This is a genomic window from Rhizobium ecuadorense, assembly GCF_001187535.1.
Lineage (GTDB): Bacteria > Pseudomonadota > Alphaproteobacteria > Rhizobiales > Rhizobiaceae > Rhizobium > Rhizobium ecuadorense.
The window spans coordinates 130,780-145,310 of the sequence record NZ_LFIO01001304.1; the positions used below are offsets into that span (position 1 = coordinate 130,780).

The 14,531-nt window shown below is 62.5% G+C and carries 9 protein-coding genes; 4 read left to right on the forward strand and 5 right to left on the reverse strand.

The features are described from left to right. Window positions 1-51 precede the first annotated feature (51 nt). Window positions 52-939, reverse strand: a complete 888-nt coding sequence (gene galU / locus AF337_RS27950; RefSeq protein WP_049734700.1) for a UTP--glucose-1-phosphate uridylyltransferase GalU — start codon at window positions 937-939, stop codon at window positions 52-54. A 205-nt stretch (window positions 940-1,144) separates the two neighbouring features. On the opposite strand from galU, the gene AF337_RS27955 reads away from it, so the two are divergent. Both AF337_RS27955 and AF337_RS27960 read left to right on the forward strand, forming a co-directional pair. After that, the gene (locus AF337_RS27955) at window positions 1,145-2,368 is read left to right on the forward strand and encodes a lytic murein transglycosylase (protein ID WP_049734701.1); all 1,224 of its coding nucleotides are present in this window, start codon (window positions 1,145-1,147) and stop codon (window positions 2,366-2,368) included. A gap of 62 nt (window positions 2,369-2,430) precedes the next feature. Beyond that, window positions 2,431-3,669 (forward strand): DUF459 domain-containing protein, encoded by a 1,239-nt coding sequence (locus tag AF337_RS27960; RefSeq protein WP_193393664.1) that lies wholly within the window; start codon window positions 2,431-2,433, stop codon window positions 3,667-3,669. Between the two features lie 34 nt (window positions 3,670-3,703). Here the strand turns inward: AF337_RS27960 and AF337_RS27965 are convergent, their stop codons facing one another. The 3 genes from AF337_RS27965 to gltB form a co-directional block, all read right to left on the reverse strand. After that, the gene (locus AF337_RS27965; protein ID WP_049734703.1) at window positions 3,704-4,339 is read right to left on the reverse strand and encodes a hypothetical protein; all 636 of its coding nucleotides are present in this window, start codon (window positions 4,337-4,339) and stop codon (window positions 3,704-3,706) included. Window positions 4,340-4,563: 224 nt separating this feature from the next. Then, complete coding sequence (locus AF337_RS27970; protein ID WP_049734704.1) at window positions 4,564-6,018, reverse strand: glutamate synthase subunit beta; 1,455 nt, start codon at window positions 6,016-6,018, stop codon at window positions 4,564-4,566. Window positions 6,019-6,245: 227 nt separating this feature from the next. After that, window positions 6,246-10,970 carry a glutamate synthase large subunit gene (gltB, locus tag AF337_RS27975; protein WP_193393665.1) on the reverse strand — a complete coding sequence of 1,575 codons (4,725 nt, stop codon included), beginning with the start codon at window positions 10,968-10,970 and terminating at the stop codon, window positions 6,246-6,248. A 535-nt stretch (window positions 10,971-11,505) separates the two neighbouring features. Between gltB and AF337_RS27980 the strand changes: the two genes are divergently transcribed. Further along, window positions 11,506-12,558, forward strand: coding sequence for a threonine aldolase family protein (locus tag AF337_RS27980; RefSeq protein ID WP_049734705.1), 1,053 nt, complete (start codon window positions 11,506-11,508; stop codon window positions 12,556-12,558). A gap of 13 nt (window positions 12,559-12,571) precedes the next feature. Here AF337_RS27980 and AF337_RS27985 read toward each other — a convergent pair whose 3' ends face one another. Next, window positions 12,572-13,426, reverse strand: a complete 855-nt coding sequence (locus tag AF337_RS27985) for a LysR substrate-binding domain-containing protein (protein ID WP_049734706.1) — start codon at window positions 13,424-13,426, stop codon at window positions 12,572-12,574. Between the two features lie 45 nt (window positions 13,427-13,471). Between AF337_RS27985 and AF337_RS27990 the strand changes: the two genes are divergently transcribed. Beyond that, the gene (locus tag AF337_RS27990) at window positions 13,472-14,521 is read left to right on the forward strand and encodes a bile acid:sodium symporter family protein (protein ID WP_049734707.1); all 1,050 of its coding nucleotides are present in this window, start codon (window positions 13,472-13,474) and stop codon (window positions 14,519-14,521) included. Window positions 14,522-14,531: the final 10 nt, after the last annotated feature.

The following is a 14,531-nucleotide window of genomic DNA, read 5'->3' on the forward strand; positions in this document are numbered from 1 at the left end:
CATCCGGTCTGGATGCGCGCGGCTCTTTTACTTGATACGCTGGGCGAAGCCCTATCTCAGGCTCGCAAGCAATTCCTTGAAGCCGCCTTCGACGGACGGACGGATGTCAGCACGTTCGAGGGCGTAGGCGACGTTCGCCAGGATGAAGCCGTCCTTGGCGCCGCAGTCATAGGTCGTGCCGCGGAAGTGGTAACCGGCAAAATCCTGTTCCTTCAAGAGCTTCAGCATGCCGTCGGTGAGCTGGATCTCGTTGCCGGCGCCGCGCTCCTGGGTTTCGAGGATCTTGAAGATTTCCGGCTGCAGGATGTAGCGGCCGTTGATGAAGAAGTTGGAAGGCGCGGTTCCCTTGGCGGGCTTTTCCACCATGCCGGTGATGCGGAAGCCCTCGCCGATCGCCTCGCCGACACCGACGATGCCGTATTTATGCGCCTGATCAGGCGCACATTCCTCGACGGCGATGATATTGCCGCCGCTCTGGCCGTAAAGGTCGATCATGCCCTTCATGCAGCCCTTGTCGCCCTTCATGATCATATCGGGCAGCAGCAGGGCGAAGGGCTCGTCACCGACGATCTCGCGGGCGCACCAGACCGCGTGGCCGAGGCCGAGCGGCTCCTGCTGGCGGGTGAAGCTCACCGTACCGGCCTTCGGCAATTGCTGGGCGAGAAGGGTGATCTCAGCCTTCTTGGCGCGTTCCTTGAGCGTCTGCTCCAGCTCGAAATGGATGTCGAAATAATCTTCGATGACGTGCTTGTTGCGTCCGGTGACGAAGACCAGATGTTCGATCCCGGCCTCGATCGCCTCGTCGACGACATATTGAATGATCGGCTTGTCGACGACGGTCAACATTTCCTTCGGAACAGCCTTGGTTGCGGGGAGGAATCGCGTTCCCAACCCGGCAACCGGAAATACTGCTTTACGAACTTTGTTGTGTTGAGCCACACCCGGCCTCCTGCTTCGATTCATATCGCTTTGGAAATGGAGCTTTTTAGCTTTAACTAGTATAGAATTGCTACTGTTTTGCAAATGGTGACCGCAGCGGATCGCCATGGTAAAGAATTTGTTGACTCCGTTCCTGTAGTCTCGGGTCTGGGCGGACATGATGCCCCGCTGCGCCAGAAACTGAAGATGACGGATAACACTGTCGATGACCCAGAATCACAAATACTCCCTTCGTGGTCTTGCTCTCGCCCTCATTGTCGCCGCCCATGTGGGACTGGTCCCCGACAACGCGAAAGCCGATTCCCGGTTCCAGAAATGGATCGCGGATTTTTACCAAACAGCCGCTCAGAGTGGCATCAGTAAGGCAACTTATCAAAAGGCCTTTTCCGGGGTGAGCGAGCCCGACCCGACCGTGCTGGAAAAGGCGGCCTACCAGCCTGAATTCACTTCGAAGATTTGGGACTACGTCGACTCCCGCGTCAATCCCTATACGGTCAAGATCGGCCGCGAGATGGCCGCCAAGCACGCAAGAACGCTGGCTGCGATCGAACAGCGATTCGGCGTCGACAAAACCATTCTGCTCGCCATCTGGTCGATGGAATCGAATTATGGCGCGATCCTCGACAAGGACGACCGGCTGCATTACGTGCCGCGCGCGCTGGCAACGCTTGCCTATGCCGATCCGAGCCGTGCCAAGTTCGCCAAGAAGCAACTGGTCGCCGCGCTGAAGATCCTGCAGAACGGCGACGTGCCGGCCCGCGAGATGACCGGCTCCTGGGCTGGTGCCATGGGCCATACCCAGTTCATTCCGACAAGCTACCTGCTTTATGCCGTCGATGCCGATGGCAACGGCCATCGTGATATCTGGAACTCCGTGCCCGATGCGCTGGCGACCTCGGCCAATCTGCTGATGAAGAACGGCTGGGATACCGGCAAGACCTGGGGCTACGAGGTTGTCGTTCCCGCCGCAGCCGCCAAACAGGCCGGCAAGACCCATACGCTCGCCCAATGGGCGGCCCTCGGCCTGACCCGCCCGAACGGCAAGGCCTTCCGCGAGAGCGCCACCAAAGCCATGTTGAAAATGCCGGCCGGGTCCAGTGGCCCAGGTTTCCTGATGACCGCCAACTTCTTCACCATCAAGAATTACAATGCCTCGGACAGCTACGCGCTTGCCGTCGGCCTGCTCGCCGACCAGATCGCCGGCTACGGCGGCATGCAGCAGCGCTGGCCGCGGCCGGACGGCGCCCTCGACATCACCGAGAAATTCGAGCTGCAGACCCGTCTGAAGACGCTCGGCTATTACAACGGCGAAGTCGACGGCAATTTCGGCTCGGGTTCGAAAGCGGCGATATCGGCCGTGCAGGAGCGCATCGGCATGCAGCCGGATGGCGAACCTTCATTGCCGCTTCTGAACGCACTGCGTCGCTAGAAGCGGCGGAATCGTGACCTAGATAATAGCGGGAGTGGACGCTGGCCTGCCCTGCGTGCAAGATGCCGGCAGATGCGGAACTGCCCATGACGAAGAAAATTGACCGCCCCCCCATCCGTTGGCTCGTGCTCGCCCTGGCGGCGGTTTCGCTATGCCTCGGCGCACTTGCGCCGATGCATGTGGCGGAAGCCCAGGAGCAGCGCTACCAGCGCCGTTCGATCCTCGATTTCTTTCTCGGCCGGCGCTATCTCGACGACGGGCCGCAGGCGCCCGACGTCCCGCAGCCGAAGCGCCAGCAGCAGCGCAAGCGTCCACCGTCGCAGAAAGCCGTCGTCAACACCCGCACCGCGCCGCCGCTCCGCGCACCTGTGCAAGAGGAGCCGGCGGTGCAGAAACTCGGCGATGCCAAGAAGATCCTGATCGTCGGCGATTTCCTGGCCAGCGGCCTCGGCGATGGCCTCACCGCCGCCTTCGAGACTTCGCCCGGGGTGGTCGTCGAAGCCCGCGGCAATGTCTCATCGGGCCTCGTCCGCGACGACTATTACGACTGGCCGGAACAGCTGCCGAAGATGATCGACGAGCTGAAGCCGGCAATGGTCGTCGTCATGCTCGGCGCCAACGACCGCCAGCAGATGGTGACCGATACCGCCAAGGAGAAATTCCGCACCGACGGCTGGTTTACAGAATACCGCCGCCGCGTCCTCTCCTTCGGCAAAGAGGTTACCGACCGCAAGATCCCGCTGCTCTGGGTCGGCCTTCCCGCCTTCGAATCCGATCAGATGACGGCCGATGCCGTCCAGATGAACCAGCTTTACCGCAACCAGGTCGAAAGCATCGGCGGCGAATTCGTCGACATCTGGGATGGTTTCGTCGATGAAAACAGCAACTTCATCGTCACCGGCTCTGATGTGAACGGCCAGCAGGTGCGCCTGCGCACCTCCGATGGCATCAACCTGACACAGGCCGGCCGGCGCAAGCTCGCCTTCTATGTGGAAAAGCCCGCCCGCCGCATTCTCGGCACCCAGGCAAGCCCGGATCTGATCCGCCTGGACGAAAGCAATCTGCCCGGGCTCGGCCTTCCCGCCAATCCGGTCGAACATACCGTGCCGATCAGCCTCTCCGATCCCAATCTCGACGGCGGCGCCGAACTTCTCGGCGCCAGGCCCCCGCCAATGGCTTTGACACGATCGCCCCGCGACCTCCTGGTCGAGCAGGGCGAAATGACGCCCGCGCCGCCCGGCCGCGTCGATGATTACCGCCTGCCTGCGGCAAAGACGCCGGCCGAAGTCTCGGTCAAATGAAAACTCCGCGCGGCAGCCTTCCTTTTCGTTCCGTTTACACCGCCCCCGCCTGCGGCCAGCTCAGATAATAATAATCCGCGCCGATCAGGCCGAAGAAGGCGTTGCTGTCGTTCGTCTGATCGACATAGCTGCCGTTTTCCTTGACGAAAGCGCCATCGGCGCCGCGCTCCAGATGCGCGTCGAGGAAATCGCTCCAGCCGCTGACATCGACCTGCTTGCCGGCCTTGCTTTCGGTATCAGCCTCGTCGGGATCGTCGACGTCCCAGGCGGCAATCGATACGCCCTGCGTCGGATCGGTGATGGTCAGCGTGCCGGCTTCCAGCGCGGCCAGCATGTCATGGGCCTTGCCGCTCTCGCCTTCGGCCGCAGCCGCATCCTGCAGCTGCTGCTTCAGCATCGACATGAAGGAGGCGCTGGTCACGTCGGCGCCGTCATCCGTCGCGTCGGCCTCATCTGAAGTATCGCTTTGGGATGAAAGCGTGTCGAGCAGCCCGGACAAAGCCTGATTGGAAAGCAGCGAGGCGGAGCTCGAATCGAGCCCGTAGCTGCTCAGGATACTGGCGGCCGACGAATTCTGCGTATCCTGCGAACTGTCGTCGTCGGAGCTGCGAAGGTTTTTCAGCGCATATTGGGCCGAAACCAGCCTTGTGCTGTCAACTGCGGAAACCATGTGAAAAATCCTGGTGAAATGCCTGTGCGGCTTCGGTCGCGGCCGGCTCCTCCTGAGCTCGGCGTCCGCTGGACAATCTCGCGTCCCGGCATTGCTTGAGGCTTGCGGCGGATGCCTCCGCGTCAAGCGGTCGCACCAGCAGCGGTCGCACCAGCGCATGCCCCCAACAAAAAACTCCGCCGGAAAGGCGGAGTTTTGTCTCGGGAGTTCTATGCGGGCTGCGGTCAGTTCGGCAGAACGCTCGACCCCATCAATGCCTCGTCGATGGCGCGCGCCGCCTGGCGGCCTTCGCGGATTGCCCAGACCACCAGCGATTGGCCGCGGCGCACATCGCCCGCCGTCCAGAACTTGTCGACCGACGTCTTGTAGTCGCGGTCGTTGGCGACGACATTGGTCGAGCCGCGCTTGTCGGTATTGAGCGTCAGCTTGCCCTCGAGTTCCTTCAGGACGCTCGTCGTGAACGGGCCGCGGAAACCGATGGCGATGAAGGCGAGATCGGCGCGGATGACGAATTCCGTGCCCGGAACAGGCCGCCGGCGCTCGTCGACCTCGCAGCACTTGACCCCGGTCAGCACGCCGTCTTCACCGACGAATTCGAGCGTCGCCACCTGGAACTCGCGCACGGCGCCTTCCGCCTGCGAGGAGGAAGTGCGCATCTTCGTCGCCCAGAAGGGCCAGACGGCAAGCTTGTCTTCCTTCTCCGGCGGCTGCGGCCGGATGTCGAGCTGGGTGACCTTGACGGCTCCCTGGCGGAACGCCGTGCCGACGCAGTCCGAAGCCGTGTCGCCGCCGCCGACGACGACGATATGTTTGGCCCCGGCAAGGATCGGGTCCGACGGCCAGCCGACGCTGTCGATATTCTCGCGCCCGACGCGGCGGTTCTGCTGCACCAGATAGGGCATGGCGTCATGCACGCCGGCAAGGTCCGTGCCGGGAATGCCCGCCTCACGCGGCGTCTCGGAGCCGCCGCAATAGAGGACGGCATCATGATCGGCGAGCAGTTGCTCGACCTTGACATCGACGCCGACATTGACGCCGCAATGGAAGGTGACGCCCTCGCCCTTCATCTGCTCGACGCGGCGGTCGATGAAGTTCTTCTCCATCTTGAAGTCGGGAATGCCGTAGCGCAGCAGGCCGCCCGGCTTGGTCTCGCGCTCATAGACATGCACCTCGTGGCCGGCGCGGCCGAGCTGCTGAGCGGCCGCCATGCCGGCGGGACCCGAACCGATGACGGCGACCTTCTTGCCGGTATGGACGGTGGCCGGCTGCGGCCGGATGAAGCCGAGTTCATACGCCTTGTCGGCAATCGCCTGCTCGACCGTCTTGATGGCGACCGGCGCATCTTCGAGATTCAACGTACAGGCTTCCTCGCAAGGCGCGGGGCAGACGCGGCCGGTGAACTCCGGGAAGTTGTTGGTCGAATGCAGGTTCTGGATCGCTGCTTCCCAATTGTTGTTGTAGACGAGGTCGTTCCAGTCGGGGATCTGGTTGTGCACAGGGCAGCCCGTGGGGCCATGACAATAGGGAATGCCACAGTCCATGCAGCGCGCGGCCTGTTTCTGCACTTCCGGGTCCGACATCGGGATCGTGAACTCACGGAAATGACGGATACGATCCGACGCCGGCTGGTACTTCGCCACCTGCCGGTCGATTTCCAGAAACCCTGTTACCTTACCCATATCTTCGTCCCTTACCCTCATGACCGCCTCACCGCAGCCAATCTGTCTATCGTCAGTCCCGGTACCCGGGGCAAGTTGCTTCTCTTGACCGTCATTGGAGCATGTCCTCTGAAACATCCGCGCGATCTGGACGGCTTTCCGCCGCCGGCATGATCGTCACGGGGTCATCGGGATGTCTCCGTCATCCGCCGCATCGGGTCAGCGGATGACGATTGTCCCATTGCACATCATTCCGCGGCAATGCCCATCCGGCTGCGCTCCATTTCCTCGAGCGCACGACGGTATTCCACAGGCATGACCTTGCGGAACTTCGGACGGTAATCGGCCCAGCTGTCGAGGATCTGCTTGGCGCGGGTGGAGCCCGTATAATGCAGATGGTTGGAGATCAGCTGGTAAAGGCGCTCCTCGTCATGGCGCGTCATGTCGCCGGAGACGTCGACGCGTCCCTTGTGCATGAGATCGCCGCCGTGATGATGCAGCTTCTCCAGCATGTCGTCCTCCTCGGGCACCGGCTCGAGCTCGACCATCGCCATGTTGCAGCGGCTGGCGAAATCGCCGGTTTCATCGAGCACGTAGGCAACGCCGCCGGACATGCCGGCCGCGAAGTTGCGGCCCGTGGCGCCGAGCACGACGACGACGCCGCCGGTCATGTATTCGCAGCCATGGTCGCCGACGCCTTCGACGATAGCGATCGCACCCGAGTTGCGGACGGCGAAACGTTCGCCCGCCACGCCGCGGAAGTAGCATTCGCCCTCGGTCGCGCCGTAAAGCACGGTGTTGCCGACGATGATCGAGTTCTCGGCGACGATCCTGGAATTTTCCGGCGGCCGGATGATGATCTTGCCGCCTGAAAGGCCCTTGCCGACATAGTCGTTGCCGTCGCCGATCAGGTTGAAGGTGACGCCGCGCGCCAGGAAGGCGCCGAAGCTCTGACCTGCCGTGCCGCGCAGCGTCACATTGATCGTGTCTTCCTTCAGCCCGCGGTGGCGATAACGCTTGGCGACCTCGCCGGACAGCATCGCGCCCGCCGAACGGTCGACGTTCTTGATGCCGACCTCGAAGGCGACGGGCGTCTTGTCGGTCAGCGCCGGCTGAGCCTGCGCGATCAGCGCGCGGTCGAGAATATCGTCGATCGGGTGCTGCTGCCGGCTCGTCCAGAAAGTCTCTTCCTTGGCGGCATCGACCTTGTGGAAGATACGGCTGAAGTCGAGACCCTTGGCCTTCCAATGCGCCAGCATCTCGTCCTTCTCCAGCAGTTCCGAGGCGCCGATAATCTCGTCGAGCCGGGTGAAGCCGAGCGAGGCGAGGATTTCGCGCACTTCGTTGGCAACGAAGAAGAAGTAGTTGATGACATGCTCAGGCGTGCCCTTGAAGCGCTTGCGCAGCACCGGATCCTGGGTCGCCACCCCCACCGGACAGGTGTTGAGATGGCACTTGCGCATCATGATGCAGCCGGCCGCAATCAGCGGCGCGGTGGCGAAGCCGAACTCATCGGCGCCGAGCAGCGCCCCGATGATGACGTCGCGGCCGGTCTTCAGACCGCCGTCCACCTGCAGCGCGACGCGCGAGCGCAAGCCGTTCAGCACCAGCGTCTGCTGGGTCTCGGCAAGACCGATCTCCCAGGGGCTGCCGGCATGTTTCAGCGAGGTCAGCGGCGACGCACCGGTGCCGCCGTCGAAGCCGGCGACGGTGATATGGTCGGCGCGCGCCTTGGCGACGCCGGCGGCAACCGTGCCGACGCCGACTTCGGAGACGAGCTTGACCGAGACATCCGAGGTCGGGTTGACGTTCTTCAGATCGTAGATCAGCTGCGCCAGATCCTCGATCGAATAGATGTCGTGGTGCGGCGGCGGCGAGATCAGGCCGACACCCGGTGTCGAGTGGCGGGTCTTGGCAACGGTCGCATCGACCTTGTGACCCGGCAGCTGGCCGCCTTCGCCGGGCTTGGCGCCCTGCGCCACCTTGATCTGCAGTACGTCGGCATTGACCAGATATTCGGTCGTGACGCCAAAGCGGCCCGAGGCGATCTGCTTGATCGCCGACCGTTCCGGGTTCATAGAACCATCCGAGAGCGGCATGTAGCGGTCGGATTCCTCACCGCCCTCGCCGGTGTTCGACTTGCCGCCGATCCGGTTCATGGCGATCGCCAGCGTCGTATGCGCCTCTCTGGAGATCGAGCCGAACGACATCGCCCCGGTCGAGAAACGCCTGACGATATCGGCGGCCGGCTCGACCTCGTCGATCGACACCGGCTTGCGGCCGAGCGCCTCGGCGCTCTTGATGTTGAACAGCCCGCGGATCGTGTTCATCCGCAGCGCCGAATTGTTCACCATCTCGGAAAATTCGCGGTAGCGATCCTCGGCATTGCCGCGCACGGCATGCTGAAGGGCTGCAACCGCATCCGGCGTCCAGGCATGGCTTTCGCCGCGCATGCGATAGGCATATTCGCCGCCGATATCGAGCGTCGTCGCCAGCAGCGGATCCGCGCCGAAGGCCGCGTTATGGCGGTCGACGGTCTCGGCGGCGATCGCCTCGAGGCCGATGCCTTCGATCATCGTCGCGGTGCCGAAGAAATACTTGTCGACCAGTTCCGACGACAGGCCGATCGCATCGAAGATCTGCGCGCCGCAATAGGACTGGTAGGTCGAGATGCCCATCTTCGACATCACCTTGAGGATGCCTTTGCCGACCGCCTTGATGTAGCGGTAGACGATTTCGGACGCATCGACTTCCTTGGGGAAGTCGCCCTTGGCATGCATGTCGAGCAGCGTGTCGAAGGCAAGGTAAGGGTTGATCGCCTCGGCGCCGTAGCCGGCGAGCAGGCAGAAATGATGGACCTCGCGCGGTTCGCCGGTCTCGACGACGAGACCGACAGAGGTGCGAAGCCCCTTGCGGATCAGGTGATGGTGTACGGCAGCCGTTGCCAGCAGGGCCGGAATGGCGATTCGATCAGGCCCGATCTGGCGGTCGGAGAGCACGATGATGTTGTAGCCGCCCTTGACGGCCGCTTCCGCACGCTCGCAGAGCCGGTCGAGCATTTCGGGCATGCCGGCAGCACCCCGCTCGATATCATAGGTGAAATCGAGCGTCTTGGTGTCGAAACGGTCCTCCGTATGACCGATCGAGCGGATCTTTTCGAGATCGCCGTTGGTCAGGATCGGCTGACGCACTTCGAGCCGCTTGGCATTCGCCATGCCTTCGTGGTCGAGAATGTTCGGGCGTGGGCCGATGAAGGAGACGAGGCTCATGACCAGCTCTTCGCGGATCGGATCGATCGGCGGGTTGGTCACCTGTGCGAAATTCTGCTTGAAATAGGTGTAGAGCAGCTTCGGCTTTTCCGACATCGCCGAGATCGGCGTATCCGTCCCCATCGAGCCGATCGCCTCCTGGCCCGTCGTCGCCATCGGCGACATCAGGATGCGGGTATCCTCAATCGTATAGCCGAAGGCCTGCTGGCGGTCGAGCAGCGACACGTCGCGGCGCAGCGCCCGCGGCTCCACCGGCTTCAGTTCTTCGAGAATCAGCTGGGTGCGGCCGAGCCAGTTGCGATAGGGATGCGCCGTCGCCAGCTTCGACTTCACCTCGTCGTCGGAGATGATCCGGCCTTCTTCCATATCGATCAGCAGCATCTTGCCCGGCTGCAGGCGCCACTTCTGGATGATCTTCTCCTCCGGAACCGGCAGCACGCCGGCTTCGGACGCCATGATGACACGGTCATCATCGGTGACGAGGTAGCGCGCCGGCCGCAGGCCGTTGCGGTCGAGCGTCGCGCCGATCTGCTTGCCGTCGGTGAAGGCCACGGCAGCCGGTCCGTCCCAGGGCTCCATCAGGGCGGCGTGATATTCGTAGAAGGCCTTGCGTTCTGGAGCCATCGACTGATTGCCGGCCCAGGCTTCCGGGATCAGCATCATCACGGCATGCGCCATCGAATAGCCGCCGCGCACCAGGAATTCGAGCGCATTGTCGAAACAGGCCGTGTCCGACTGCCCCTCGTAGGAAATCGGCCAGAGCTTGGAGATGTCCTCGCCGAACAGCGGCGAGGAAACCGAGGCCTGGCGCGCCGCCATCCAGTTGACGTTGCCGCGCAGCGTGTTGATTTCGCCGTTATGGGCGACCATGCGGTAGGGATGCGCGAGCTTCCACGACGGGAAGGTGTTGGTCGAGAAGCGCTGGTGCACCAGGGCGACCGCGCTTTCGAAACGCGGGTCGGTCAGGTCCTTGTAATAGACGCCGACCTGATAGGCCAGGAACATGCCCTTGTAGACCACCGTCGCCGACGACAGCGACACGGGATAGAAATTGCTCTCCTCGCCGTCGAACTCGTCATAGATGCGGTTGGAGATCACCTTGCGCAGCGTGAACAGCCGACGCTCGAACTCGTCATTGTTTTCGGCATCCTCACCGGCGCCGATGAAGACCTGCACATGATGCGGCTCTGTTGCGGCAATCGCCGGCGCCTTGGAGAGCGAGGAATTATCGACAGGCACGTCGCGAAAGCCGATGAGGACCTGACCTTCCTCGGTGACGACATCCTTGATCACCTTCTTGAAGTGCTCGATCTGCTTTTCATCGCGCGGCATGAAGATATGGCCGACGCCATATTCGCCGGCCGGCGGCAGGGTGATGCCCTGCGCGGCCATCTCCTCGCGGAAGAACCGGTCGGGGATCTGCACCAGGATGCCGGCGCCGTCGCCCATCAGCGGATCGGCGCCGACGGCGCCGCGATGCGTCAGGTTCTCGAGAATGAAGAGGCCGTCCTTGACGATCTGGTGCGACTTCTGGCCCTTCATATGCGCGACGAAGCCGACGCCGCAGGCATCATGTTCGTTGCGCGGGTCGTAGAGGCCTTGTTTCTTCGGCAGGCCGGAGGCGGATTTGGACATATTGGCCGTCGCGCGCACCTCTGCAGCAGCGAACCGGTCAAATTCCATGGATGGCGTCTTCGTCATCATCTTTCCTCCTGTCGAAGCCCGCGGGGCCGCGGGCGGCTTTTCGTCCTGGGCCGCAACCAAAATAGGTTCGGCGCATGACAGCGCTGTTGCATGGTGAAGATCGGCCGCAGACATCTGCTTATGAGGAAAGCAAACCGTCGCGTTCCGCGCCTGCCATTCGCCCTCCGCGCACCGCCCTTAAGGCTTGACGCTCGGAAGAACTATAGCGTGAAAGCCCGTCCGTTCCAGGGTTTTCGGCGCTTCTTCGGCCACTCGGGCCAAAATAGGACAGCAACACTGTCCTAATTCATCTGTTCTATGCCAGAAAGCATTCGGGTCCGCAAGAGCGCATCCCGAAAAAACATCAATTTGCGACGGAAGATTACCGAATCGGTCGCCGATGCGAAATAAAATTACGAAATATTCTGCTATTTTGTTTGTTGATTGCGTAGTTCAATTTTTGTGATGTGTCATGGGCAGCAGCCTTGATCCTGTGAAGCTTTGGCGTAATCTCCGCCTCGGCCCTGCCAAACTCTCCCTTCCAACGGTTCCCCACATGTTCTTTGCTTCCGATAACTGGGCCGGCGCCCATAGATCCATTGCCGAACGTCTGCTGGCGGAATCGGCCGGTTTTGCCGCCGCCTATGGTGCCGGCGATCTCGACAAGAAGGTCGAGGCTCGCTTTTGCGAAATCTTCGAGTGTGAGGTTTCGGTTTTCTTCGTCGCCACCGGCACGGCCGCCAACTCCCTGTCGCTGGCAAGCGTCCAGCGCCCCGGCGGCATCACCTTCTGCCATTCAGAGGCGCATGTGATCGAGGATGAATGCGGCGCTCCGGAGTTTTTCTCCGGCTCCGCCCGCCTCGTCGCCGTCGACGGCGAAGCCGGCAAGATCGATCCGGCCAAGCTTTCCGCAAAAATTGCAGGTTTTCCGGAAGACGCCCTCCGCCACGGACGCGCCAGCGCAGTGACCATCACCCAGGCAACCGAGATCGGCACGGTCTATTCCCTGCCCGAGATCGGCGAGATCGCCACCATCGCAAGAAAGCGCAACCTGCCGCTTCACATGGACGGCGCCCGCTTCGCCAATGCGCTGATTGCACTCGGCGCCACCCCGGCCGAAATGACCTGGAAACGCGGCGTCGATATGCTGTCCTTCGGCGGCACCAAGAACGGCTGCTGGTGTGCGGAAGCGATCGTCTTCTTCGATCCGGATCGGGCGCGCGAAATGCCCTTCATCCGCAAGCGCGCCGCCCAGCTTTTCTCCAAGTCGCGTTTCATTGCCGCCCAGTTCGATGCCTATTTCGAAAACGGCCTCTGGCTCGATCTTGCCCGCCATTCGAACGGCATGGCCGGCCGCCTGCGCGCCGGTATCGGCGCCAGCAGCGCCGCCCGCCTCGCCTGGCCGACCGCTTCCAACGAAGTCTTTGCCGTGGTTGGCAAACATGCGGCAAAAAACGCCGAGGAAAAGGGCGCAAAATTCTACGAATGGCCGGTGCCGGCGACAACGCCTGAACTGGTTTCCGAGAATGAAACCCTGATCCGCCTCGTCACCAGCTTCGCGACGACGGAAGCGGATGTGGATGGTTTCCTGAAGTGCCTGGCCGCCTGACCGCGGCAATCACTCACGCCGACTTCAGCCGCCTCACCTTCTGCAGGATATCGTCCGACAGTGCGGCGACCAGCGCCTGGTCCGCCCCCTTGCGTGGCACCAGCACGAATTCCACATCCTCCAGCAGCGGAAGGTTTCCCGCGGCGACCTCCTTCAGCCCTGAGGGCGCCATACTGCGCGGCTGCACCAGCACGCCCATGCCGGCCCGTGCGGCCGCCGTCAATCCGCTGAGGCTGCCGCAGGTGCAGACAATCCGCCACGCCACGCCGTTTCGCGCCAGCGCCTCCAGCGCGATCACCCGTGTGACGCTCGGCGGCGGAAAGGCGATCAGCGGCAAAGGGCCGGCGGCCAGCACACGCTCCGGATCGCGCGCCAGCCAGACGAGCGGTTCGCGATAGACCAGCTTTCCGCGGGCATCGCCGAGCCGGCGCTTGGCGAGCACCAGATCGATTTCGCCATTGTCCTGCATCTCGTAGAGGACGCCCGAGAGTGCCACCGTCAGTTCGAGGTCGACAGAGGGATGAGACCGAACGAAATCCTCCAGCACCGCCGGCAACTGGCTGGTGACGAAATCTTCCGATACGCCGAGACGCAGGCTGCCGCGCAGGCTGTTGCTGCGAAACAGCGACTGCACCTGTCCCTCGATCGAAAGCATGCTGCGCGCATGCGACAGCAGCGCCTCGCCATCGCCGGTCAGTATGACCTTATGCGTGTCCCGCGCCAGGAGTTTGCGCCCTAGGGCCGCCTCCAGCCGCTGGATATGCTGGCTGACAGTCGACTGACCAAGGCCGAGCCTTTCTGCGGCGAGCGTAAAACTGCCCATCTGCTCGACGGCGACAAAACTGCGCAGTTGCGAAAGGTCCAGCATGATCCAGTTCCTTGATAACTGTTATTCCTTGCATCGTGGATCACAATGGTCGACAAAACAATGACTACCTATCAAAGTCGCGAGACCGCCATGCGCCGCTTTCTGCCCGATACTTTCACGATCCTGCTGGTCTGCACCGTCATTCTCGCCTCGCTGCTGCCGGCGAGCGGCACATTCGCAGCTTATTTCGGCATCGCCACCGATCTTGCCATCGCGCTGCTGTTCTTCCTGCATGGCGCCCGCCTTTCGCGCGACGTCGTTATCGCGGGCCTGCTGCACTGGCGCCTGCATCTCGCCATCCTGCTGACGACCTTCGGCATCTTCCCGCTGCTCGGCCTGGCGCTCGGATGGATCCCCGACACGATCCTGCCGCAGCCGCTGTATCTCGGCATTCTCTTCCTCTGCGTGCTGCCGTCGACGGTGCAGTCGTCAATCGCCTTCACCTCGATGGCCGGCGGCAACGTGCCTGCCGCCATCTGCTCGGCCTCGGCCTCCAATATCTTCGGGATGTTCCTGACGCCGCTGCTGGTCGGCCTGCTGTTTTCTGTCGGCGGCCATGGCGGCTTCTCCTTCGACGCGCTTCGGCAGATCCTGCTGCAACTGCTTGCCCCCTTCATCGTCGGCCAGATCCTGCAGCCCTGGATCGGCGACTGGATCCGCGCCAAGAAGAAGATCCTGATGCCTGTCGATCGCGGCTCGATTCTGATGGTGGTCTACCTCGCCTTCTCGACGGCCGTCGTCGAGGGCCTGTGGCACACCTTCTCGATCGCCGATATCGCCGTCGTCATCGTCGCCGATATGGTTCTTCTGGGGCTAGTGCTGGTGCTGACGATGTTCGGCAGCCGCTGGCTCGGCTTCGGCAAGGCCGACGAGATCACCATCACTTTCTGCGGCTCGAAGAAGAGCCTCGCAAGCGGCGTGCCGATGGCAAACGTCATTTTCTCAGGCCAGTCGATCGGCGCAATCGTGCTGCCACTGATGCTGTTCCACCAGATCCAGCTGATGGTCTGCGCCGTCATCGCCCAGAAATACGCCGCCGCCGCGGCCCGCCGCGCAACCGAAAAGGAAATAGACGAAGCCGCCAGCCCGGCCTGAACCTATTGCC

Bases quoted from the DNA above. Each gene is read 5' to 3' on its own strand.
- AF337_RS27955 (WP_049734701.1), top strand. From the start codon at position 1,145: ATGACCCAGAATCACAAATACTCCCTTCGTGGTCTTGCTCTCGCCCTC.
- AF337_RS27960 (WP_193393664.1), top strand. From the start codon at position 2,431: ATGCCGGCAGATGCGGAACTGCCCATGACGAAGAAAATTGACCGCCCC.
- AF337_RS27965 (WP_049734703.1), bottom strand. From the start codon at position 4,339: ATGGTTTCCGCAGTTGACAGCACAAGGCTGGTTTCGGCCCAATATGCG.
- AF337_RS27970 (WP_049734704.1), bottom strand. From the start codon at position 6,018: ATGGGTAAGGTAACAGGGTTTCTGGAAATCGACCGGCAGGTGGCGAAG.
- gltB (WP_193393665.1), bottom strand. From the start codon at position 10,970: ATGATGACGAAGACGCCATCCATGGAATTTGACCGGTTCGCTGCTGCA.
- AF337_RS27980 (WP_049734705.1), top strand. From the start codon at position 11,506: ATGTTCTTTGCTTCCGATAACTGGGCCGGCGCCCATAGATCCATTGCC.
- AF337_RS27985 (WP_049734706.1), bottom strand. From the start codon at position 13,426: ATGCTGGACCTTTCGCAACTGCGCAGTTTTGTCGCCGTCGAGCAGATG.
- AF337_RS27990 (WP_049734707.1), top strand. From the start codon at position 13,472: ATGGTCGACAAAACAATGACTACCTATCAAAGTCGCGAGACCGCCATG.